This window comes from Zhenhengia yiwuensis (assembly GCF_014384995.1).
GTDB classification, from domain to species: Bacteria; Bacillota; Clostridia; order Lachnospirales; family Cellulosilyticaceae; genus Zhenhengia; species Zhenhengia yiwuensis.
This window is the reverse complement of sequence record NZ_JACRSY010000015.1, coordinates 70650-90506: the sequence shown is the minus strand read 5'-3', so window position 1 is coordinate 90506 and position 19857 is coordinate 70650. Positions and strand designations below refer to the sequence as shown.

At 34.8% G+C, this 19857-nt stretch carries 28 protein-coding genes; all 28 read left to right on the top strand.

Features of this window, described 5'->3' with window-relative positions; genetic code table 11:
* Window positions 1-56 precede the first annotated feature (56 nt).
* The 28 genes from H8718_RS10890 to H8718_RS10755 all read left to right on the top strand — a co-directional run bounded on the left by H8718_RS10890 (window position 57) and on the right by H8718_RS10755 (window position 19770).
* The gene (locus tag H8718_RS10890; protein ID WP_249332920.1) at window positions 57-641 is read left to right on the top strand and encodes an HK97 family phage prohead protease; all 585 of its coding nucleotides are present in this window, start codon (window positions 57-59) and stop codon (window positions 639-641) included.
* A 77-nt stretch (window positions 642-718) separates the two neighbouring features.
* Complete coding sequence (locus H8718_RS10885) at window positions 719-868, top strand: hypothetical protein (RefSeq protein ID WP_249332919.1); 150 nt, start codon at window positions 719-721, stop codon at window positions 866-868.
* A 120-nt stretch (window positions 869-988) separates the two neighbouring features.
* Entirely contained in the window at window positions 989-2212 is a 1224-nt protein-coding gene (locus H8718_RS10880; RefSeq protein ID WP_249332918.1) for a phage major capsid protein, read from the top strand.
* Between the two features lie 25 nt (window positions 2213-2237).
* Window positions 2238-2510, top strand: coding sequence for a head-tail connector protein (locus H8718_RS10875; RefSeq protein WP_249332917.1), 273 nt, complete (start codon window positions 2238-2240; stop codon window positions 2508-2510).
* A 12-nt stretch (window positions 2511-2522) separates the two neighbouring features.
* Window positions 2523-2864, top strand: a complete 342-nt coding sequence (locus H8718_RS10870; protein ID WP_249332916.1) for a phage head closure protein — start codon at window positions 2523-2525, stop codon at window positions 2862-2864.
* Complete coding sequence (locus tag H8718_RS10865; RefSeq protein ID WP_249332915.1) at window positions 2851-3291, top strand: HK97 gp10 family phage protein; 441 nt, start codon at window positions 2851-2853, stop codon at window positions 3289-3291. The genes H8718_RS10870 and H8718_RS10865 overlap by 14 nt, the downstream gene beginning before the upstream one ends.
* The gene (locus H8718_RS10860) at window positions 3288-3725 is read left to right on the top strand and encodes a phage tail terminator family protein (protein ID WP_249332914.1); all 438 of its coding nucleotides are present in this window, start codon (window positions 3288-3290) and stop codon (window positions 3723-3725) included. Before H8718_RS10865 ends, H8718_RS10860 begins: the two co-directional genes overlap by 4 nt.
* Window positions 3722-4783: a phage tail sheath C-terminal domain-containing protein gene (locus H8718_RS10855; RefSeq protein ID WP_249332913.1), complete on the top strand. Its 1062-nt coding sequence runs from the start codon at window positions 3722-3724 to the stop codon at window positions 4781-4783. Before H8718_RS10860 ends, H8718_RS10855 begins: the two co-directional genes overlap by 4 nt.
* Before the next feature lie 60 nt (window positions 4784-4843).
* On the top strand, window positions 4844-5464 hold the full coding sequence (locus H8718_RS10850) for a hypothetical protein (protein ID WP_249332912.1): 621 nt from the start codon (window positions 4844-4846) through the stop codon (window positions 5462-5464).
* A gap of 102 nt (window positions 5465-5566) precedes the next feature.
* Entirely contained in the window at window positions 5567-5998 is a 432-nt protein-coding gene (locus tag H8718_RS10845) for a phage tail tube protein (RefSeq protein WP_249332911.1), read from the top strand.
* A 15-nt stretch (window positions 5999-6013) separates the two neighbouring features.
* Window positions 6014-6433, top strand: coding sequence for a phage tail assembly chaperone (locus H8718_RS10840; RefSeq protein ID WP_249332910.1), 420 nt, complete (start codon window positions 6014-6016; stop codon window positions 6431-6433).
* 23 nt (window positions 6434-6456) lie between these two features.
* Window positions 6457-6603 carry a hypothetical protein gene (locus H8718_RS10835; protein WP_249332909.1) on the top strand — a complete coding sequence of 49 codons (147 nt, stop codon included), beginning with the start codon at window positions 6457-6459 and terminating at the stop codon, window positions 6601-6603.
* The gene (locus tag H8718_RS10830) at window positions 6603-8795 is read left to right on the top strand and encodes a phage tail tape measure protein (RefSeq protein ID WP_249332908.1); all 2193 of its coding nucleotides are present in this window, start codon (window positions 6603-6605) and stop codon (window positions 8793-8795) included. Before H8718_RS10835 ends, H8718_RS10830 begins: the two co-directional genes overlap by 1 nt.
* A 50-nt stretch (window positions 8796-8845) precedes the next feature.
* Entirely contained in the window at window positions 8846-10123 is a 1278-nt protein-coding gene (locus tag H8718_RS10825) for a S41 family peptidase (protein WP_249332907.1), read from the top strand.
* 67 nt (window positions 10124-10190) lie between these two features.
* Window positions 10191-10823, top strand: a complete 633-nt coding sequence (locus H8718_RS10820) for a LysM peptidoglycan-binding domain-containing protein (RefSeq protein WP_249332906.1) — start codon at window positions 10191-10193, stop codon at window positions 10821-10823.
* A gap of 50 nt (window positions 10824-10873) precedes the next feature.
* Window positions 10874-11773 (top strand): XkdQ/YqbQ family protein, encoded by a 900-nt coding sequence (locus H8718_RS10815; RefSeq protein ID WP_249332905.1) that lies wholly within the window; start codon window positions 10874-10876, stop codon window positions 11771-11773.
* Between the two features lie 54 nt (window positions 11774-11827).
* The gene (locus H8718_RS10810) at window positions 11828-12367 is read left to right on the top strand and encodes a hypothetical protein (RefSeq protein WP_249332904.1); all 540 of its coding nucleotides are present in this window, start codon (window positions 11828-11830) and stop codon (window positions 12365-12367) included.
* Between the two features lie 85 nt (window positions 12368-12452).
* Entirely contained in the window at window positions 12453-12695 is a 243-nt protein-coding gene (locus H8718_RS10805) for a hypothetical protein (RefSeq protein ID WP_249332903.1), read from the top strand.
* A gap of 52 nt (window positions 12696-12747) precedes the next feature.
* Complete coding sequence (locus H8718_RS10800) at window positions 12748-13089, top strand: CPCC family cysteine-rich protein (RefSeq protein WP_249332902.1); 342 nt, start codon at window positions 12748-12750, stop codon at window positions 13087-13089.
* Between the two features lie 136 nt (window positions 13090-13225).
* Window positions 13226-13510, top strand: coding sequence for a DUF2577 family protein (locus H8718_RS10795; RefSeq protein WP_249332922.1), 285 nt, complete (start codon window positions 13226-13228; stop codon window positions 13508-13510).
* Window positions 13507-13917: a DUF2634 domain-containing protein gene (locus H8718_RS10790; protein WP_249332901.1), complete on the top strand. Its 411-nt coding sequence runs from the start codon at window positions 13507-13509 to the stop codon at window positions 13915-13917. Before H8718_RS10795 ends, H8718_RS10790 begins: the two co-directional genes overlap by 4 nt.
* Window positions 13901-14953, top strand: coding sequence for a baseplate J/gp47 family protein (locus H8718_RS10785; RefSeq protein WP_249332900.1), 1053 nt, complete (start codon window positions 13901-13903; stop codon window positions 14951-14953). The genes H8718_RS10790 and H8718_RS10785 overlap by 17 nt, the downstream gene beginning before the upstream one ends.
* Complete coding sequence (locus tag H8718_RS10780; RefSeq protein WP_249332899.1) at window positions 14940-15446, top strand: putative phage tail protein; 507 nt, start codon at window positions 14940-14942, stop codon at window positions 15444-15446. Before H8718_RS10785 ends, H8718_RS10780 begins: the two co-directional genes overlap by 14 nt.
* Before the next feature lie 15 nt (window positions 15447-15461).
* A complete protein-coding gene (locus tag H8718_RS10775) occupies window positions 15462-17144 on the top strand; it encodes a pyocin knob domain-containing protein (RefSeq protein WP_249332898.1) in 1683 nt (560 codons plus the stop codon).
* 74 nt (window positions 17145-17218) lie between these two features.
* The gene (locus tag H8718_RS10770) at window positions 17219-17461 is read left to right on the top strand and encodes a hypothetical protein (RefSeq protein WP_249332897.1); all 243 of its coding nucleotides are present in this window, start codon (window positions 17219-17221) and stop codon (window positions 17459-17461) included.
* A 14-nt stretch (window positions 17462-17475) separates the two neighbouring features.
* Window positions 17476-18120, top strand: a complete 645-nt coding sequence (locus tag H8718_RS10765) for a peptidoglycan recognition protein family protein (protein WP_249332896.1) — start codon at window positions 17476-17478, stop codon at window positions 18118-18120.
* Window positions 18121-18202: 82 nt separating this feature from the next.
* Window positions 18203-18628, top strand: a complete 426-nt coding sequence (locus H8718_RS10760; RefSeq protein ID WP_249332895.1) for a hypothetical protein — start codon at window positions 18203-18205, stop codon at window positions 18626-18628.
* A 377-nt stretch (window positions 18629-19005) separates the two neighbouring features.
* A complete protein-coding gene (locus tag H8718_RS10755; protein ID WP_249332894.1) occupies window positions 19006-19770 on the top strand; it encodes a helix-turn-helix domain-containing protein in 765 nt (254 codons plus the stop codon).
* Window positions 19771-19857 lie beyond the last annotated feature (87 nt).

Sequence of the window (19857 nt, the reverse complement as noted above, 5' to 3'; positions counted from 1 at the left end):
CAATGTGGTGCAAAATGGTGCAACAGGAACCAGTATGGTGAAAGGAGGTGAAAAAGATGCAAGTGGAGGTGAGAAGTGATGGAAAAGTTGAAATTAGTGGTTATGTTAATGCTATTGATAGGTATTCGAAGGAACTTTACGGCTCGAAAGGTAAATTTATTGAAAAGGTCGCACCTACAGTATTTCAAAGAGCTTTAGAAAAGGCTCGTAATGTAGATATGCTACTGAACCATGATGTAAGACGAAAGCTTGCCAGTATAGAGGAGGGAACTTTAGCACTTAAAGAAGATAATATTGGGCTTCATGCTAGGGCGGTCATTAGTGATACTGAAGTTATAGAGGAGGCTAGGTGTGGAAATTTAAAAGGTTGGTCTTTTGGCTTTAGGGCTTTGAGTGATAGCTGGGAAGATGATGGTAGCGTGGCTAAAAGGACTTTAGAAGATATTGACCTAATGGAAGTATCCCTTTTGACAATTGAACCAGCATATATTGCTACATCTGTTCAAGTGAGAAGTGAAGATATGGAACAAAGATGCATCAGGGATAAACCCAATGGAAAGGAGAGTGAGGAAGAAATAGAAAAACAAAGAAGTTTAGTAGCTACTAAGGTATGGTTATTAAAGAATGTATTATTCAGTTAATTGTTGTATAATGAAAGTAAACTATGTGTATTGAAGGTATAGAGATAAATTAGAATTTAGAAAGGTGACTATTACATATGAATAAAAAAAACTTAGAGGGCATTTTATTTTTTGTTGCAGGCATTTTATTTTTTATTTCTGCTATTATAAAGAAAGATTATATGTCAATACCATTAGGGTGTTGTTTTGTTATCTTAGGTATCAGTAGAAGTCGTAAAGAGAAGTAACATACAAATTCCAGTTTGCTGAGTTATTTATATTAACTACAATAATTAATTAATACTATTATAGTACATCCAAGAGGTGTACTTTTTTTATGCCCAAAATTAAACTTGAAAGGAAACTAGATGAAACAATTACTGGAAAAAAGAAGCAAATTAATTGAACAAATTGAGGCTATTATGAATGTAGCCGAAACAGAAAAGAGAGCCTTCTCAAAGGAAGAACTAGATAAGATTAATGGTTATACAGATGAAGTCAATCAGATTGATGCCACAATCCAAACCCAAAAAGAAGCTAGAGCATTGATGACTATAATTAAAGAGTCAGCAACAAATGATAAGCAAGATCAACCTTCCCTTTTAGATGAAATCAGAGCGTTACAAGCTGATGCGAATAAAGAAATTGAAATTGGTACAAGAGAAGTAAGAGATGGAACACATACCTTTTCAGATACGGCAGTAGGCTCAGGTAATGCACCAACTGAGATTATTTCTAAGACCACTTTTGCAGACTACATCTTAGATAAGCTTGCCTATATCTCACCTTTATATGGAGCTGTACGTCATGAACGCTTTGGAAATAGTAAACATCAAATTCCAGTACAGGCAAACAAGTTAGGAAAGTTTGTCCCTATGAAAGAGCTTGCAGAATATACCAAGCAAGTGGCAACCTTTGAGCCCATCAAGCTAGAAGCCCACAAGTTTGGAACGCTTATTACATTTTCACAAGAAGCACTTGAAGATACTGGCTACAATGTGGAGGGAGAATTAATGCGACAGTTAGCTGAATCATATGGATTAACCTTAGATGAGTTAATTGTAAAAGGAAATGAAGAGTATAAGGTGAATGGGCTTAATGACTTTAGTGTGGATGATGGGGTTAAAGAAGTACAGTTACCAGCTAAACTTACACCTGAAACTCTAACTGAAATGTACTTTGCCCTCCCTATTCGTTATCGCCATACAGCAACTTGGGTTATTTCAGACCAAACAGCTAAGGCCTTAACAGATATGAAGTTTGAAGATGGTAGACCGGTACTTGTAACATCATTCAATGGAACACCAGTAGGATCACATACAACTATTTTAGGGAGGCCCGTTATTATTAATGAACATGTGGCTGAGCTGACAGAAGCTGGTTCATCCATTTTCTTTGGAGACCTAAAACGTGTTTTAATTGTGGGTGAAAGAAAGGCTTTATCACTTCAAAAGTCTACAGAGTATGGATTTATTAGAGATGAAATCGCTATTAAAGCTAATATGAGGTTAGATATTAAAAAGGCTTTAGGCGAGGCAATGGTTGTAGGTAAATCTAGTGTGGTAGCTAAGAGTAAAGGAAAAGTAGCATAGTCATATGAAACTTTCAGAAGTAGATTTGACGATAGTTAAGGAGTATCTCAGGCAAGATAGTGATGAGGATGATAGATTAATCACAGCTATTATAGAAGCTTCAAAATCTTATATTTGCAATTATACAGGGCAAAGTATAGAACAATTAGAAGAACATGAAGATGTGACTGTTGCAGTGTTGGTGCTTATAGCTGAGTTTTATGATAACAGAACAATTAATGTAAATGATAGGTTGAATTTAAGAATGAATACTATGCTGGAAAGTTTGCTTGGGAGGCATAGTGTGAATTTATTGTAAATGAGGTGAAAGGTGCACTTTGATGTAGGAAAACTAAACAAACGAATAACATTCATAGTCTACACAGAAACAATAAACGCTATAGGCCAAACAAGTCTGTTAGAGCAACCCATAAAAACTGTGTGGGCTAATATTATGCCTATAAGAGGCTTTGAACAAACCCTAGAAGAACGGTTAAGACCTGAAACAGTCTATAGGGTCTTAACAAGATATCATAGAGGCATAACACCTGACATGAAAATAAAGTATAAAGGTAGACTCCTTCATATCACAGAGATCATTAATGTGGATGAGGGAGATTTTGCTTTAGAGATTACAGCCACTTCAAAGGAGAATAGGAATGGCAAAGGATGATGTATTCCAGTTAAATGGGCTAACAGATTTACAGAAGAAATTATCTTTTGTCACTAAGAGTTACCCTGACGAAACAGAGAAGCTTTTAACTAAAATGGGAAACCAATTTAGAAAGGAAGTTAAGAAGAAAACACCTGAAAGACCACAAGGTACGAGTAAGAAGAAACTTATTAATTCCTATAAAGTAAGTAAAGTGAAGGGGTATGGTAAAGACCTATATGTAGAGTTTAGGTCAACCAGCCCTCATTTTCATTTAGTAGAACGTGGACATAGAATTGTAGTAGGTGGAAGAGGTAGAAAGAAGAGGGATACGGGTAAGCGAGTAGCTGGAAAGTATATGGTTAAGAGGACTACTTTAGAGTTTGAAAAGGAACTTCCACAGCAAGCTGAGAAAATGGTGAATAGGGTAGTGAAGAAACTTTTATGATAGGCTATCAGGATATTTTAAAGGCAGTAGTAAAGAGACTTAACACCACACACCCTACCATACCTATTTATGGTGATGAGGTAACAGAAAGCTATAAGCTACCTTGCTTTTTTACCACACTACTACCGATTGAAAGTGAAACCCAAACGAAGAATTACATATCTACAAACTTACTCATTGTTATTTCCTATTTTTCAGATTGTAAGGATAGCCTTAAATGCCTAGAGGTAATGTCAAAGTTAAAGCAAGCCTTTGGAATTTGCTTAAGTGTGGAAGATAGGCACTTTACAATACAAGATAGTATGATTGAGAAAGTTGAGAATGATGTTTACCAATTTTCTTTTCACATTACCTACCATGAGCTTATTAATTTTGAACCGGATAATGAACTTATCACAACAATTGAACATCATATAGAAAGGAGCAATAAATGAGTTTACCCAATGTTATGATTAACTTTAAACAGACAGGTGCAACAGCAATCCAAAGGGGAGAGCGTGGAATAGTAGCACTCGTATTGAATGGAGAAACACAAGAAGTACATGAATTAAATAATATAAAAGATGCAGCTGGAATTGACCAGCTAACAGACAAACAAAAAGAGTATCTACAACTGGCCTTCATGGGATATATTAAACCTCCTAAGAAGGTCATTATTATTTTTAGAGGAAGTGAGGAAGAGAATTATAGTCAGGCTCAAGAAATATTGGAATCTCTTAAATGGGATTACCTCTCTATACCTGAGATTGAGAGTGGGGATGTAGCTAATGTAGTTGTGTGGATGACATCTTTAAACAAAAGGTGCAAGGTAGTCTTACCTCATGCGACTACAGCAGATACAGAGAAGGTCATTAACTTTACTACCTCAAATATTAAGACTAGTGAGGGTGATTATAGTACAGCAGAATACACTTCACGAATAGCTGGACTTTTAGCTGGAACACCAATGACGATTAGTGCAACTTTTGCCCCACTTAAAGAAGTAATAGGATTTGACCAATTGACTAAAGAACAGATGGATGAAGCTATTAGTAAAGGTCAATTGATCCTATATCATGATGGAGAAAAAGCGAAGATTGCAAGAGGGGTAAATAGCTTTACCACAACAACACAAGACAAAGGAGAATCCTTTAAGAAGATAAAAATTGTGGATGCTATGCACATGATTGAAGATGATATAAAAAAGACTTGTGAAGATAGCTATATTGGTAAGTATTCCAATAGCTATGATAATAAATGTGTGTTGATTACAGCTATTCAGGCGTATCTTGATCAGTTAGTGATGGATGGTATCTTAGATGCAGACTTTAAGAATGTAGTTGAGATTGATGTAGAGCAACAAAGGAATTATCTGAAGAGTATTGGTGTGGATGTGGATAATATGAAAGAGCTTGATATTAAGAAGGCTAATACAAGAGATAAGGTATTCTTGAAGTCACAGATTAAGATATTGGATGCGATTGAGGATATAAGTTTGAATGTGACTATATAGAAGTAGACTTTAAAGAATGAATTGTATATAATAATTAAAAAGCATTAGGGGAGTATACGAATGAAGCGATTTAGGTTTATATATAACTGTATTATACTAAGTATAGTGTTAGTTTTAGGAGTAATGTATTTAAGTAAGATTTTCCTAGGTATTTCTTTTATTAATGATGATATCTATTTATATTTATTAATTGCAATACCATTGATGATTACCTTTTATCCATACTGGGGAGGATTTGGTGTAGGATTACTTTCATTGGTATGGCGAGGTGTTGCAGCTATATCTATACTATCTATAACTTTTTTAGCAGCATTTTCTCAAAGTGGACTGGGAGCAAATTATGCTTATATGAAATCACCAAGTCAGGAACAAGAAATAGTCATTAAGCAATATATTACAGGACTACATCATTTTACAAATAATATTGAGATATATAAGAGAATAGGGGTCTTTTTTAAGAAAGATATCAAGAATGCTATTTATATAGATGAAGATAAAGTAGGACTGAGTGGAGGGGGGGAAATTATAGATGGAAGTAAATTTGAAGGCAAGGAAGAATATACTATAGATAATCAACTTATCTTCAGGTGGATAGATGATGAGACTTTAAAATTGTACTACCAAGGTCCACAAGAAAAGAATGGAAAAAAGATAAGTATACAAAAAACTATAGACCTATAAATTGAATAAAGTAGATACATAATAGAGAAAACTGTATAGATTAGTTATGATATTAAAGGGCTCACAGTAGCCCTATTTTTTATACCAAACGAACGGAACAACATGGATAAATACAACGCACAGCAAGTAATGAATGGAACTTGGGGAGAGGTGTGGATAGACGGAACCTATATGGCAGAAGTCACAGCCTTTGAAGCCAAAGTTTCACTCGATAAAACAGATGTCAACATGACAAGAAGATTAGCAAAAGCGCAGAAGGTAACTGGTTTTTCGTGTAGTGGTTCGCTCACGATGAATAAGGTATCTTCTTTTTTTATTAAGAAATTAAATGAAGATATGAAGCAAGGTAAGCAAACAGCTTGTACGATTATCTCAAAATTAGATGATCCGGATGCCATCGGCTCTGAGCGCATCGTCATAAAAGATGCAGTTTTTGATGAACTTATCCTTGCCAATTGGTCAGCTAAGACATTAGGAGAAGAACAAATTAATTTTACATTTTCAGATTGGGATTTATTAGATATTGCAGAATAGAGGAGGACATAACAGATGTCATTAATAGATAAATTACTTCAAATGGATAATACAACACTTACAGAAATGCCAAAAAGAGAGGTGGAAGTACCTAGACTAACACAAGTATTAGGAGAACCTTTTAAGGTGGTATGTCAAGCAATCGATGGAGAAAGATATGCTGATATTCAGAAGGCATCCATTGACCTGAATAAAAAAGGTGGAGTGCGTAATATTAATCTCTTTGATATGCAAGTACTAACAGTTATTGATGGTGTGGTTGAACCAAGACTTAAAGATAAAAAGCTACTCCAACACTTTGATTGTGTAACCCCAAAGGAGCTAGTCAAAAAGCTCTTTTTAGCTGGTGAGATTGCAGAGCTTTCAAATGTAATTACTGAACTATCGGGCTATGACAAAACAGAAGAGGACGAAGAAGAAATAAAAAAGCAATAAGTCAGGATTGGGAGCTACAGCTTATGTATCTCCTTTTTAAATATAAAAATATGAAACCAAGTGAGTTCTACAAAATACCACTTGGAGAAAAGCGTATTCTTGCCTGTTTTATGAAACTAGAAATAGAAGAACGACAAAAAGAATTAAGGCAGATGTATGGGGGTGATTAATGGCGAATATTGTTGATGCGATTCTTAGATTAACCGATAACTTCACACCTACACTTGTTAAAGCCCAGGATGGTCTAACTAAATATTCAAGACAAGTACAAAGGGTGAGTAAAGACTTAAATAAAATAGGGAATAGCATAACCAATGTGGGAAAATCACTCACGCTAGGTGTAACAACTCCTATTGTAGGGATAGGAACAGCCAGTTTAAAAGCTACGATGGATTTTGATAAGTCCATGTCTAAAGTACAGGCTTTATCAGGTGCTACAGGTGAACAACTCATACTCCTTAAAGACAAGGCTACAGAACTTGGGGCAACCACAGCCTTTAGTGCCTCACAAGTAAGTGAAGCGATGCAGTATATGGCTTTAGCTGGATGGAAAACGAATGATATTTTAGAAGGAACAGCTGGAATTTTAGCGGCTGCAAGTGCCAGTGGTGAAGAGTTAGCCAAAGTAAGTGATATTATTACCGATGGATTAAGTGCCTTTGGATTAGAAGCAAGTAAGGCAAATCATTTTGCAGATGTCCTTTCAACCACAGCAACCAATGCCAATACCACAATAGGTATGATGGGTGAAGCGTTTACTTATGCTGGTTCGGTAGCTGGGGCATTAGGCTATAGTGTGGAAGATACAGCTCTTGCTATTGGTATAATGGAGAATAGTGGGATTAAAGCGAGTCAGGCAGGTACAGCACTTAGAACCATGTTAACTGAACTGAGTGGAACACTTGAGATAACAGGTAAAAACTTAGGTACATATGTGATACAAACATCTAATGCTGATGGAACAATGAAACCCTTCAGGGAAACATTAGAGTCATTAAGATATGCTTTTAGTCAGTTGTCAGAAGCTGAAAGAGCAAGTATGGCTGAATCCTTAGTAGGTAAAAATGCAATGGCTGGATTATTAGCTATTATGAATACATCAGATGAAGCTTTTAATAGTTTAGCCACAGCAATAGATAATTCAACAGGTTCAGCCGAACGAATGTCTGACGTCATGTTAGATAACTTGGCTGGTCAACTTACTATTATTATGAGTGGTGTGGAATCATTGGCCCTTGCTATAGGTGATAGATTGACACCATATGCTAGAAAATTAGCTGATAGTATTCAAAATGTCGTTACTACATTTAATAACATGAGTGACGAGCAAAAAGATACAGCCTTAAAGATAGGAGCATTTATTGCTATTATTCCTGTGGCTATTTTAATATTCGGCAAGATGGTCAAAGGGGTAAGTGGTGCTATTGGAGCTTATAGTAAGTTTTCAAAGAGTGTCCAAAAAGCTGGTTCAGTATTTAAGGTTATCTTTTCACCAGCTAATAAGATTGTACTTATTATGACAGCTATTGCTTTAGTGGCTGTACTTGTCATTAAGTATTGGAAGCCTCTAAAAGGATTCTTCCTAGATTTAGTAAGTAAGATTGGCAGGTATCTTGAAGCTTGTGGTGTGGACTTCAATAAGATGAAGGAAACATTCTCTAAAGTAGTACAGGCTATAGGATTGGCTATTCAAATTCTAGTAAGCTTCTTCATGGGACTATGGGAGAAAATCAAGCCTCTTGTTGAACTTTTTGGTATGAGTATCTTTGTAGTATGTCATGAAATAGTAGGAGCTTTCCAAGGTATGATGACAGGTGTGGGTAATATCATCAATGGGTTAATGAGTTTGTTTGGAGGGCTTATTGACTTTATAGTTGGTGTGTTCACAGGAAATTGGAAACAAGCATGGCAAGGTGTAAAAGATATCTTTAGTGGGATCTTTGAAGGCATAGCTGGTGTATGTAGAAGTGTGATGAATACCATTATTGGCTTTATTAATGGAGGAATTAGAGGACTTAATAAGTTAACCAACATTAAACTTCCTAGCTTCTTAGGTGGCAAACAAATAGGCTTTAGTATTCCTGAAATCCCTATGCTCTACAAAGGAACTGACAACTGGCAAGGTGGTACAGCTATGATTCATGATAGAGGGGCTGAAATTGTGGATTTACCAAGAGGAACAAGAGTCTATCCACATGATGAAAGTATTAAAAAAGCCTTTAATGATGGTGCAAGAAGTAGTGGTAGTTTTAACATTGCAAAACTAGCAGATACTATTATAGTTCGTGAAGATGCTGACATTGATCGAATTGCTAATGCACTCTATAACAAAATGAAAAAACATGTCTTCAACATTGACTAAATATTTTTTGAATATTAAAATATATTAAATAAAGGCTAGGAGGAAATGTAATGAAGATACATAATGAGAATAAAAGAATCTTTATCCTATTATTATGCACAGTAATTATATTAGTCATTTTGTTTGGGGGATATAGGATATATAGAAATATTACACAAGATCATATTTTAAATATATCGTTAGATCCATTGACAACACAGGAAAAGATAGAGGACTTTGAGTTTTTATATAAAACGATTGTGGAGAATTATCCATACTTAGAAGTCAATAAGCGTACGTATGGTATTGATTGGATAACTAATAAAGAGATGTATATGGAGCGAATTGAACGTGGTAATTTCCTTTATATTATGCAATGGGTATTAGCTGAATTAAATAATGGTCATACCCATATCTTGAGTGAAGATGATGTGGCATTTATGAGAGAAATTTATTGGGATACTAAACAATCAGGGGGGTGGCAAGGGATGAACTTTGATGTGCTGAATCATCCATTAGTGCTAAAACGCTACAACATAAATTCAACCTTACCTGATACACATAAACAGATGGTACAAGGTGAAGATCAACCTATCATCAATGCAGTTGTAAAAGATATTGTAGATGGGAAGATAGCTTCTATCTATATTCCACAGATGATTAATGATACAAAAATGCAATATGATAGGGAGCTTATTAAAAATTATCTTAAAGAGGTTCAGAACTATCAAGCAATGGTGATTGATATTAGAGGTAATGGAGGAGGTAGTTCGAATTATTGGCAGAGATTTTTATTGCCTGAAATATTGGGAGAACCATATGAGGTTACCTGGTATAACTTTTATAAAGATGGAGATTATATCAAGAAGTATTTTCAAGAAAGTAAAGTGATTCCAAAAAAGATAACACAACTGGATAAAACTAATTTGCCCAATCTTCCTGAGGAGGTTGAAGAAATATTTACATACTATACTCCAATGCATTTAGAAGCAATTCCAGCAGAAGATTCTATAGCGTTTAAAGGGAATATCTACCTATTAGTAGATGATAATGTTTGCTCTTCAGCAGAAATGTTAGCTGCATTTGCTAAGGATACAGGTTTTGCAACACTTATTGGTGAACAGACAAAAGGAGATGGTATAGGTTCCGATCCGCTTGTTGCAATATTGCCGAATAGTGGATATGTGTTTAGATTTACAAAAGCAATGGGTGTAACTGAGGATGGAACATGCAACGAAGAACATCCAACGATACCTGATTACATAGTTGAAGATACAACTCGCATAGAGGGAAGTTTGGAAGATCAATGTATTCAGAAGGTGTTAGAATTGGAAGGAATAGATAATTAAAACAATAAACTACAGCCTTATTTTAGAAGTAGGGCTGTTTTTGTATTGTGAAATAGAGGAGGACTATTTGGATTACTATTTATCATTTAATAACAATGAGGAAAGGCTAAGACTTCCAGTCATTCCTTCCTCTTTTGAGGTTTCAATACCACACCAAAATACTACTATAAATATTACTAATTTAGGAGAGATCAATCTAATAGGCAAAACAGGACTTGCAACTATGACAATAGAATCTTTCTTTCCAAAGCAACAGTACTCATTTTGTCTATACAAAGATTTCCCACATCCATACGACTGTATTAAGCTTCTCTTAAAGTGGAAAGAATCAGGGAAACCAATTAGAGTCATTGTTACTGAAACACCAATAAATTATGCAATGGCTATAGAAAGTATTACCTATTCAGAAGTTGATGGAACAGGTGATGTTTATTTTATTTTAGAACTAAAGGAATATAAGTTTATTAAGGCAAGTAATGTGACTACTACAACCACAGCGAATGGTATAACCTTGAAAGTGCCTGAAACCAAAAGGGAAATTAAGACCACACCAAACGAATATGTAGTTAAGAAAGGTGATACATTGTGGGGGATAGCAAAGAAAGTAACAGGCGAAGGATCTAATTATAAGGCCATAGCAAAAAAGAATAATATAAAAAATCCTGATTCATTGAAGGTAGGGCAAAGGCTGGTGATATAATTCCAAAGGTAGTATTAAAGAATAAAAATGGACTTATAGATGTAATGTATATGGTAAGTGAGATTACTTGGAGTGGAAGTGTGGAAGAGGTAGCTAGAAAGTTAGAACTTAACTTTTTATATCCTTTGCATGACCACTATGCCCCTAAAGTCTATCCAAACATAGGTGAAGAATTATTCCTTTATGATGATAAAGATGTGGAATTATTTAGAGGAAGAGTATTTTATAATGAACGATTAGGTGAACAAGGGACAATCCAAGTAACTGCCTATGATGATGCAATAAGACTGGCAAAAAGTAAAGGTACATATAACTTCAAAGGTAAGACAGCTGAAGCGATTACAAAAATAGTATGTAACGATTTAGGTATGGAAATAGGTCAATTAGCTCCTACAGGAATACCTCAAAAGATGCTTTGTAATGATGAGGGAATGTATGAAATTATTCACAAGGCCTATGAAGGGGCAAGTAAGCAAAATAAAAAGAAGTATAGCATTGAGATGAGACAAGGCAAGTTATGTGTGGATGAAGTAGGTAAAGAAATTGTAGAAGTACCTATAAGTTCAGATACCAATATCCTAGAAAGCTCCTACTCAGAAAATGCAGAAGAAGTCATTAATAGAGTAAGGATTTATGATGAGAAAGAACAGTACATAGGTGTGGTAGAAGATAAAGAGCTTATTGATTTAGTCGGTATCTTCCAAGATGTATACACTAAAGAACAAGATAAGCAAGCTGGGACAGTAGCAAGTAATATGCTTAGAGGTATAGAACAAAGTATGGAGTTAACCACACTAGGCAATACTTCATATGTTAGTGGGAAATTAGTAAATATTGAAGACTCGTCAACTAAACAGATGGGTCTATTTTTTATTGTGAGTGATAGTCACAGTTGGAGTGGTGGGCAATATACCACAAATATGTGTTTAAGAGTTGTGAGAATACACTAAATTAGTTATACTGAAATGTATAATACAGAAGGAATATTTAGTGGGGGGATAGAGATGCTTATACTTGTGCAGTTCTGTGTAAATGCAGACATTATAGAGTGTCCAGCGTTTATTCTAAATGATTTAAAGTCCTATCAGAATGAATTTACAGAATGGCTCTATGATAAAACAAATGACCACGCTTATTGGATGTATAAGGATGGAGAAAAATATGGATGTAGTTATCGCTCAGAAGCATTTGTAGAATGGCTTAATAAATTTATTTTAGATAAACATGAAGAAAAGGCTAAAGTTGTAGAACAAAGTGTTGATGAAGATGGATTGGTTTGTAGAGCAGAATATCCTAAAGATATTACAGCATTAATCCATACTGAAATAGAAAGTTTTAGAAAATGGCTTACAAACAAAAATAGTGAGGGCATTTGTAAAGAGGAGGAGTATAAAAAGAAATACGGCATGAGGAAGTATATAGGGTATGCTTCAGCGGAGTGGATAAATAGTTTTATTTTAAATGAGAGAAATGAAAAAGCTTATGTTATAGATAAACAGATGGATTACGATGAAATGAAGGCAATGCCTAAAATATTTTTTTAAATAAGAAATTAGAGGTATTAGAGAAAATTATAAATGTGAGGGATATACATTATACAAGTAGACATTTTATGAATGGAGGGGTATCTTGAAAGATACAAAAACTGAATTTTATCAAGCTGTAAGCTGTGGTCAAGAAATAGAGTTTAGTTATAATGGTAAACATTATTTTGAAAGTAGAGATAGCAATAATGATTGGTATATATATTGTGAAGAAAGTAAAGAAAAACAACGTTTTATATCCTCTAATGAATTACTCCTACATGCTAAGTTTGCAGATAAAAACATTAATGATATTTGGGAAGATATTATAATCGACTATATCCTATAAATATAAGTTCTCAACCAATAAAATAATATTTGTTTTGTGAAGGAGTACTATTATGAAGCAATATGAATATAAGTTTTCTTTTTTGCCTGAAGCAATAAATGATTGTGAAAAAGTATCGGACCTTGAAACAACTTGTGAAGTAAAGGGGAAATATCCTTGTCCATGTTGTTGTTATAATACATTTCCTGTTCCTAAAGAAGATGCCATCGCTTATATATGTCCTGTATGTTTTTGGGAGAATGATGTTTTTACATCAAGCGATGATGAGCCCAGTGATGAAAACCGAGGAATGACATTAAACGAAGGACGAAGAAATTATAAAATATTGGGAGCTTGTAGTCAGGATATGCTTATACATGTAAGAGAGCCAAAGTCAGATGAATTCCCCAAATGAGCATAATACTAGGGTAATCATGGAGTATTTAACCAACCAAATAGTGATTTTACTAGTTCTAAAATTAATTCAATAACCTACTTAATAGTACTCTTAGTAGAAATTTACTAGGGGTATTTTTTATACCTTGAAAGGAGTGATAGCCATAAATAATCCATATACAGGACTATTAAACATTATGCAAGAACAAGGCAAAAAATATAATCCACCAGCAGTTTGTATAGGTAAGGTTATACAACCACAACCCTTGCAAATTAAGACTGGTGAGATGGTACTGTATCAAGAAGATATACTTATTTCAAGTGTACTAGTAGATTTAAACAATAGGCCTATCAACTTAGAACGAGGAGATTTATTAGCTTTAATGCCTACAGAAAATAGACAATACTATATTGTACTTTGTAAGGTGGTGAAGCTATGAATTTATTTCCCTTTTTAAAAGAAACAGAGCAAAACCTATTAATCACACCTAAATTACATAAAGAATATGACTTTGACTTCTCGAATGGTCAACTAACAGGAAAAGTCTTAGAAGGTAAAGAAGCTCTTAAAGTGTGGATATATAAAACCCTACTAACTAAACGTTATAAGCACATTATTTATAGTTGGGATTATGGTCAAGACTTAGAAGAGATTATAGGACAGGGTTATGAGAAAGGCCTTATTAGAAGTGAGGTGGAAAGAAGGATAAAAGATTGCCTGCTTATTCATCCACACATTAAGGAATGCAATAGTTTTAATATTACACTACAACAAGACAAACTAAATGTAGATTTCATAGTCAATACAATTTATGGGGAGGTAGATATAAATGTCCCTAACATATGATGAATTATTACAAAGGGCTCTTAGGAGGGTATCAAGTCAAATAGATACTTCTGAGGGTTCTTTTTTATTTGATGCTATAGCACCTTGTGTGGCTGAACTTTATGAAGCGTATTTGTATATAGAGGAACTTGAAAAGCGAGTATTTGCAGACACAGCTTATGGTGAATATCTTGAAAGGCGAACAGCAGAACGTGGTATCTACAGAAAGCCAGCAACTTATGCTATTAGAAAGGCATACTTTAACATTGATGTACCCATTGGTTCAAGATGGGCAAAAGAAGAACTGGTGTATACAGTTACTGAAAAGGTACAAGATGGTGTATTTCTCACCAAAGCGAACCAAACTGGTGCAATAGGTAATAGATATAGTGATAAATTGGTGAATATGGACTTCATAGAAAACCTAGAGAGTGCAATTTTAGGAGAAGTGGTGATTGCTGGTGAAGATGAAGAGGATGATGAATCATTGAGGTTAAGGTACTTTAATAGTTTTGAAAAAGAAGCCTTTGGAGGGAATAAACGTGACTATGAAGAGAAGATTGGAAGTATTGATGGAGTTGGTGTGGTTAAAGTTTATCCCGCATGGAATGGTGGAGGAACAGTTAAGGTAAGGCTACTTGATTCGGAACATAATGTACCTTCAGCTGAATTAGTACAAATGGTACAGGAGTTAGTTGATCCAATAGAAACAAGTGGAGAAGGATTAGGTATAGCACCCATAGGACATAAAGTAACAGTAGAAGGTGCAGAAGAGGTAGGGGTACAGATAACCACACAACTTACCTTTAAAGAGACTTCATGGGAAAATGTGAGGCAGGATGTTGAGGGTGTGGTAGAAAAGTATTTTAGAGAGTTAAGGAGTAAATGGTCAGAGGATGATGTGGTAGTAAGAATAAGTCAAATTGAAGCAAGGCTACTAGATATAGAAGGAATCATTGATGTGCAAGGAACTAAGCTAAATGGAAGTAGCAATAATCTTTATTTAAACGATGAGCAGGTTCCAGTGCTTGCAGGTGTGGTAAATGAGACTGAATAAATATTTACCTGACTTTGTAAGTAACATTAGAGAATTTCAAGAGCTAGATAAAGCCCTAACACCTGAGCTAGATGAACTTAACCACACAATCCAACAAATCCAACAGAATCAATTTATAGAAACAGCTAATCATGAGGGGCTAAGTTACTATGAAAGAATGCTTAAGATAAGACCTGATAAAGATATGGAAGTTAGAAGGTTTAATATCCTAGCTAAGTTCAACTCTACAATACCTTTTACAATGAGATGGTTACAAAATACCCTAAATAGCACCATTGGAAAAGGAAGTTATCTACTTGATCTTGACTACGTTGACTACACTTTAACGATCAGCATTATGAAACACAAAGAGTACCTTATGACACATCTAAGGCAAGAGTTAGAGGATAAAATTCCAGCTCATTTAATTTTAGTCATAAATGTATTAAGTCCTGTAGATATACCACATTATGTAGGTACATATATCCAAACAAGTGACACAATAGAAATCTAATATAAAGGAGACAACATGAGTGAATTTAAAACTAAATCCATAACGACAAAAGGAATGGAATTACTTTCAAAAGCTCTTAGTGGAGAGCAGCTAGAATTTACAAGAATAGAAATGGGAAGTGGAAACTTTGAAGGAGACATTGGTTCGGCAGAAGCATTAGTTGAAGTCAGACAAAGCTTGCCTATCAATAAAATAACAAGAAAAGGTAGTCAAGTTACCTTAAGCACATCTCTTAAAATTGAAGATATAACCACACCCTTTGAATGGACTGAAATTGGAGTCTATGCAAGGGGGGAGGATAATGTAGAAGTGCTTTATATGTACGGACACACTACTAATAGCTCTTATATCTCAAAGGATTCTTTAAATGAGAAGATGATTAATGTAACCGTACTTGTAGCAAGCACCACACAAGTTACAGCAGTCATTGATAAGAGTCTAGTCTATCTAACAGCTGAAGCTTTGAAGGAGCATGAAAGTGATAAGAAAGCTCATCAGGATATTAGGGCGAGTGTGGAAGAAATTCAAAGACAAGTAGAGGTACTAGATGTATCTTGGGAAGGTATTAAAGATAAGCCTACAAAGTTCGAACCAACTGAACATATCCACACCAAAGCGCAAATAACCGACTTCCCCTCTTCACTTCCAGCTAGTGGAGGTAATGCAGATACAGTAGGTGGAAAACAATTTAATTGGTCTTTTGGTACTAAAGCACCTACACATCTATGGGGTTCAGAAGGTTCTAGTACAGAGCAATATGTTTATCAGCCTAGTCAAGTAAGAGTAGGTCATGCAGTGAACTCAGATAAAATAGGCAATGTGTCAGCACAAAATATAGCCGTTTATCTTGGCTCGAATCCAAGTACATCTATTATTAATAATCCAGCACATCATCAAAACTATGATTGCTGGGTACATAGTACGCAAGCTACAGCTCTAGGATTGCCTGATGCAGGAAATTGGCACCTAAATTATAAGAAACATAATAATACTGATGGGTATGGTACACAAATAGCTATGCCATATGGAAGAAATGAAATGTATATGAGGTCTTCGTCAGGCAAGACGTGGACAAGATGGGAGAGGCTAGGAGGAATGGGCATGCAGATAAGAGCAAGTAATCATGTAAAAATAACCTATAGTATTCCAAGTATGGATGTTACACCTATAAGTGCAGACAATGAAAAGAAATCCCATCGGAAGATCGCATTGCCTTGCACAAGACTGCCTAAATTAAATGGTTCGGCTAGAATTAAGGTGACAACTACTTGGACTGGTACAACCAAATCCAATGCATCAGCAGCAGGGAAAGCAAGTGGGTATTGTGAAATATTCCTAACAGCCTCTACCTTTTTAACAGATAGTCACAGCGTTAAAAAATCATTTGCTGATGCACCAGTAGGAACAAGTTTAGAGTTAACACAGAACCAATCCCATGCAAAATCACCCAATTTGGCAGGGTTTATAACAATTGGTTTATCTGCTATGAATGATAACGGTTATGCAGAAGGTATTCAAACGGTTCAAGGAGGAGGCGCATTAAATGGCACATTAATACAATGTGGTGATGTTTGGTTTAATGATGAATCAGTAGATATTATGATTGCACCAACTTTATCACCACCTAGCTGGACTTCTTTTACTAAGCTCACTATGTCAGGTAAGGTAGAGATTTGTTATGACGAATTGAATGTATAAATAAAAGAGAATCTTAGACACTTAAGTTGTAATAAACTTAGGTGATTTTTTATATCGAGAAAAGAGGTGACAACATGAATTTTACAGAATTACTACAGACTTTTGGCTTTCCAGTAGCTTGTGTGGCTTGCCTTGGATTTTATATTGCCAAAGTGCAAGCAGAACAAAGAGCAGATTCAAAGGAACGAGAAGAAAAGCTACTTACACAGCTAGGAGAAATGTCAGCTACAAATAAAATGCTACTTGAAACAAACGCAATACTGGCAAGAGATATTAATACAAAACTCGATCAGATTGTTCAAAATATAAAACAGTAAGAGAGGTACATAAGATGCAAATCAAAGAAATGTTCATTACACCAAACCCATATAGTAGACCACAGAAGAAGATAGGACAAATCAAAAATATCGTTATCCATTGGATTGGCAATGCTGGAACGACAGCAGAAAATAATGCGAAGTATTTTGATGGATTGAAAGTAGGAAAAAAGAACTCAGCTGGTGACTACATCTACGCATCATCTCATTACATCATAGGCAATGATGGTGTGGTAGTAAGATGCGTTCCTGAAAATGAGGTGGCTTATCATGCAAGTGATGCAAATACCTATTCAATAGGTGTGGAAGTTTGTCATCCTGATTGGTCAGGAAAGCCTACACAAAAGGCACATGAGAGCCTTGTTAGCCTATTAGTAGAACTATGTAAAAAGTACAAGTTGGAACCTACACGGGCCATTATTCGCCATTATGACGTAACAGGGAAGACTTGCCCTAAGTATTATGTGGAAGATGTGGGGGCATTTAAAAAGTTGAAGGAAGAAGTAAAGGGTAAAATGAAGGAGGATAAAGAGCTTGTTGAAGCGGTGAAGGTGTTGCAGAAGAAGGGGGTTATTAGTAGTCCTGAGGTGTGGATTAATGGGGTTTATACGAGGGATAATGTGAGGTCGCTTATACTAAAATTATCATATACCCTATAAAGAAACTCAAAATAATAAACTGCTATATACAATCCAAGTTATGAGTTATAATTACATCATATGAATTAAAAGGGGGATTAGTATGCTAAACAAGATAAAGCAACCTGTCATTTACTTAATATGGAACTTGTATATGTGGGGAATTATTTTGGTTGAAAGTAAAATAGTAAACTATGCACAGAGCCAAATAAAAAGGACTGGTCAAATGGAGTGGAGTTATTTAGGGATGTTGGCTCAAGTAGGTGTGTGGATATTGGTAGGCTTAGGTATAAGCTGGTTAGTAAGTAAAAAAAGTATTTCCTCAACAAGAGATATACGATTAGAGATATGTACTATATTAATTCCAAATGCTCTACTGGTGTTATTAACATTTCCATTGGGAGTTTTAATACCAATGCAGCGTCTGCTTATAGTATCTATGGGGAATTTGCGATATGTAGGGGGGCTTATAGTTGGGGTGGAGATAGTCAAATTTATTAAATATATAAAGAATAGAAAAGAGGGTTAAGTACCGATATAACATTAAATTAAGTAGCCAGCCATTACGGTTGGCCTTATTTTTTGCCTAAAATCTTATCCATATTAGTATATGCTTTTAAGTTTTAGAATAAAGAAAGGCGTTATTAGTGCCCTGAAGTGTGGCTTAAAGGAGAGTATAGTAAGAGCAATGTGAGGTCATTAGTAATGAAGGTTGCAAATTATAGCGGATAGAATTTACAAGCAATTATGATTAAGGTATACTGAGATTGACGACTAGATGTTTGATTAGTTGAAATTATTTATATACTCTACCGTTGGTTTACTTTGCTTTTAGCTTAGTTCTACTGATAGTTGGTTGTTTATTATATATCTGCCGATTTATTCTATAGTAGGAGGTGTTTAGTGATGCAAAAAATAAACAATGAACATTTTGGACAGTTCTTAAGTCAATTAAGAAAGGAAAAAGAATTGACACAAAAACAACTTGCAGAAAAGCTATATATTTCAGATAAAGCAGTTAGCAAGTGGGAAAGAGGATTGAGTTTACCAGACATATCATTACTTATGCCATTATCTAAAATATTCGATGTCACAATAACAGAATTGCTAAGTGGAAAAAGAATTGAGCCAAATACACAACTTACAGTGACGGAGGTAGAATCTTTAATGAATAGAACAATTGTTTTATCTAAAGAAGAAAAAGAGGAACAAAATAAAGCTAAACGAAGTAGAAAAGTTCTTTTTTTATTTTGCATTTCATTTGTTGTTTTAGAAGTGACTTTAATGATTTCGTTGGGTTATACAATAGATTCTCTTTTTGAGAATTTAGCTAATATGGAATTGCTTATGTTAATTTTTGGACTTTACTTCACATTCTTTACAAAAGAAACTTTGCCTGTTTACTACGATGAAAATAAAATAAACGTTTATCATGATGGAGTTTTTAGAATGAATGTTCCTGGAATTAGATTTAACAATAACAATTGGAAACACATACTCAAAGCTACACATACATCAATTATGTGTATTTTTATTTTATTTCCTTTGCTATATTTAGGAATCTCTTATATTTCTCCAATGCTATGGGAAAAGTTTCAGTTGTTTTTTACACTTGGTTCTGTATTTAGTATGTTCCTGACAATTTATATTGTTGGGAAGAAGTACGAATAACAGTATAAAGTAAGTGCTATAAGAAGTTAAAGTAAAAAATGAAGACTAATAAAATAGTTAATCTATATGCCAGCCTTCGGGTTGGTT

Bases quoted from the DNA above. Each gene is read 5' to 3' on its own strand.
- H8718_RS10825 (WP_249332907.1), top strand. From the start codon at position 8,846: ATGAAGATACATAATGAGAATAAAAGAATCTTTATCCTATTATTATGC.
- H8718_RS10765 (WP_249332896.1), top strand. From the start codon at position 17,476: ATGCAAATCAAAGAAATGTTCATTACACCAAACCCATATAGTAGACCA.
- H8718_RS10810 (WP_249332904.1), top strand. From the start codon at position 11,828: ATGCTTATACTTGTGCAGTTCTGTGTAAATGCAGACATTATAGAGTGT.
- H8718_RS10885 (WP_249332919.1), top strand. From the start codon at position 719: ATGAATAAAAAAAACTTAGAGGGCATTTTATTTTTTGTTGCAGGCATT.
- H8718_RS10845 (WP_249332911.1), top strand. From the start codon at position 5,567: ATGGATAAATACAACGCACAGCAAGTAATGAATGGAACTTGGGGAGAG.
- H8718_RS10775 (WP_249332898.1), top strand. From the start codon at position 15,462: ATGAGTGAATTTAAAACTAAATCCATAACGACAAAAGGAATGGAATTA.
- H8718_RS10800 (WP_249332902.1), top strand. From the start codon at position 12,748: ATGAAGCAATATGAATATAAGTTTTCTTTTTTGCCTGAAGCAATAAAT.
- H8718_RS10760 (WP_249332895.1), top strand. From the start codon at position 18,203: ATGCTAAACAAGATAAAGCAACCTGTCATTTACTTAATATGGAACTTG.
- H8718_RS10840 (WP_249332910.1), top strand. From the start codon at position 6,014: ATGTCATTAATAGATAAATTACTTCAAATGGATAATACAACACTTACA.
- H8718_RS10815 (WP_249332905.1), top strand. From the start codon at position 10,874: ATGGTAAGTGAGATTACTTGGAGTGGAAGTGTGGAAGAGGTAGCTAGA.
- H8718_RS10790 (WP_249332901.1), top strand. From the start codon at position 13,507: ATGAATTTATTTCCCTTTTTAAAAGAAACAGAGCAAAACCTATTAATC.
- H8718_RS10850 (WP_249332912.1), top strand. From the start codon at position 4,844: ATGAAGCGATTTAGGTTTATATATAACTGTATTATACTAAGTATAGTG.
- H8718_RS10865 (WP_249332915.1), top strand. From the start codon at position 2,851: ATGGCAAAGGATGATGTATTCCAGTTAAATGGGCTAACAGATTTACAG.
- H8718_RS10880 (WP_249332918.1), top strand. From the start codon at position 989: ATGAAACAATTACTGGAAAAAAGAAGCAAATTAATTGAACAAATTGAG.
- H8718_RS10780 (WP_249332899.1), top strand. From the start codon at position 14,940: ATGAGACTGAATAAATATTTACCTGACTTTGTAAGTAACATTAGAGAA.
- H8718_RS10755 (WP_249332894.1), top strand. From the start codon at position 19,006: ATGCAAAAAATAAACAATGAACATTTTGGACAGTTCTTAAGTCAATTA.
- H8718_RS10785 (WP_249332900.1), top strand. From the start codon at position 13,901: ATGTCCCTAACATATGATGAATTATTACAAAGGGCTCTTAGGAGGGTA.
- H8718_RS10860 (WP_249332914.1), top strand. From the start codon at position 3,288: ATGATAGGCTATCAGGATATTTTAAAGGCAGTAGTAAAGAGACTTAAC.
- H8718_RS10835 (WP_249332909.1), top strand. From the start codon at position 6,457: ATGTATCTCCTTTTTAAATATAAAAATATGAAACCAAGTGAGTTCTAC.
- H8718_RS10855 (WP_249332913.1), top strand. From the start codon at position 3,722: ATGAGTTTACCCAATGTTATGATTAACTTTAAACAGACAGGTGCAACA.
- H8718_RS10890 (WP_249332920.1), top strand. From the start codon at position 57: ATGCAAGTGGAGGTGAGAAGTGATGGAAAAGTTGAAATTAGTGGTTAT.
- H8718_RS10770 (WP_249332897.1), top strand. From the start codon at position 17,219: ATGAATTTTACAGAATTACTACAGACTTTTGGCTTTCCAGTAGCTTGT.
- H8718_RS10830 (WP_249332908.1), top strand. From the start codon at position 6,603: ATGGCGAATATTGTTGATGCGATTCTTAGATTAACCGATAACTTCACA.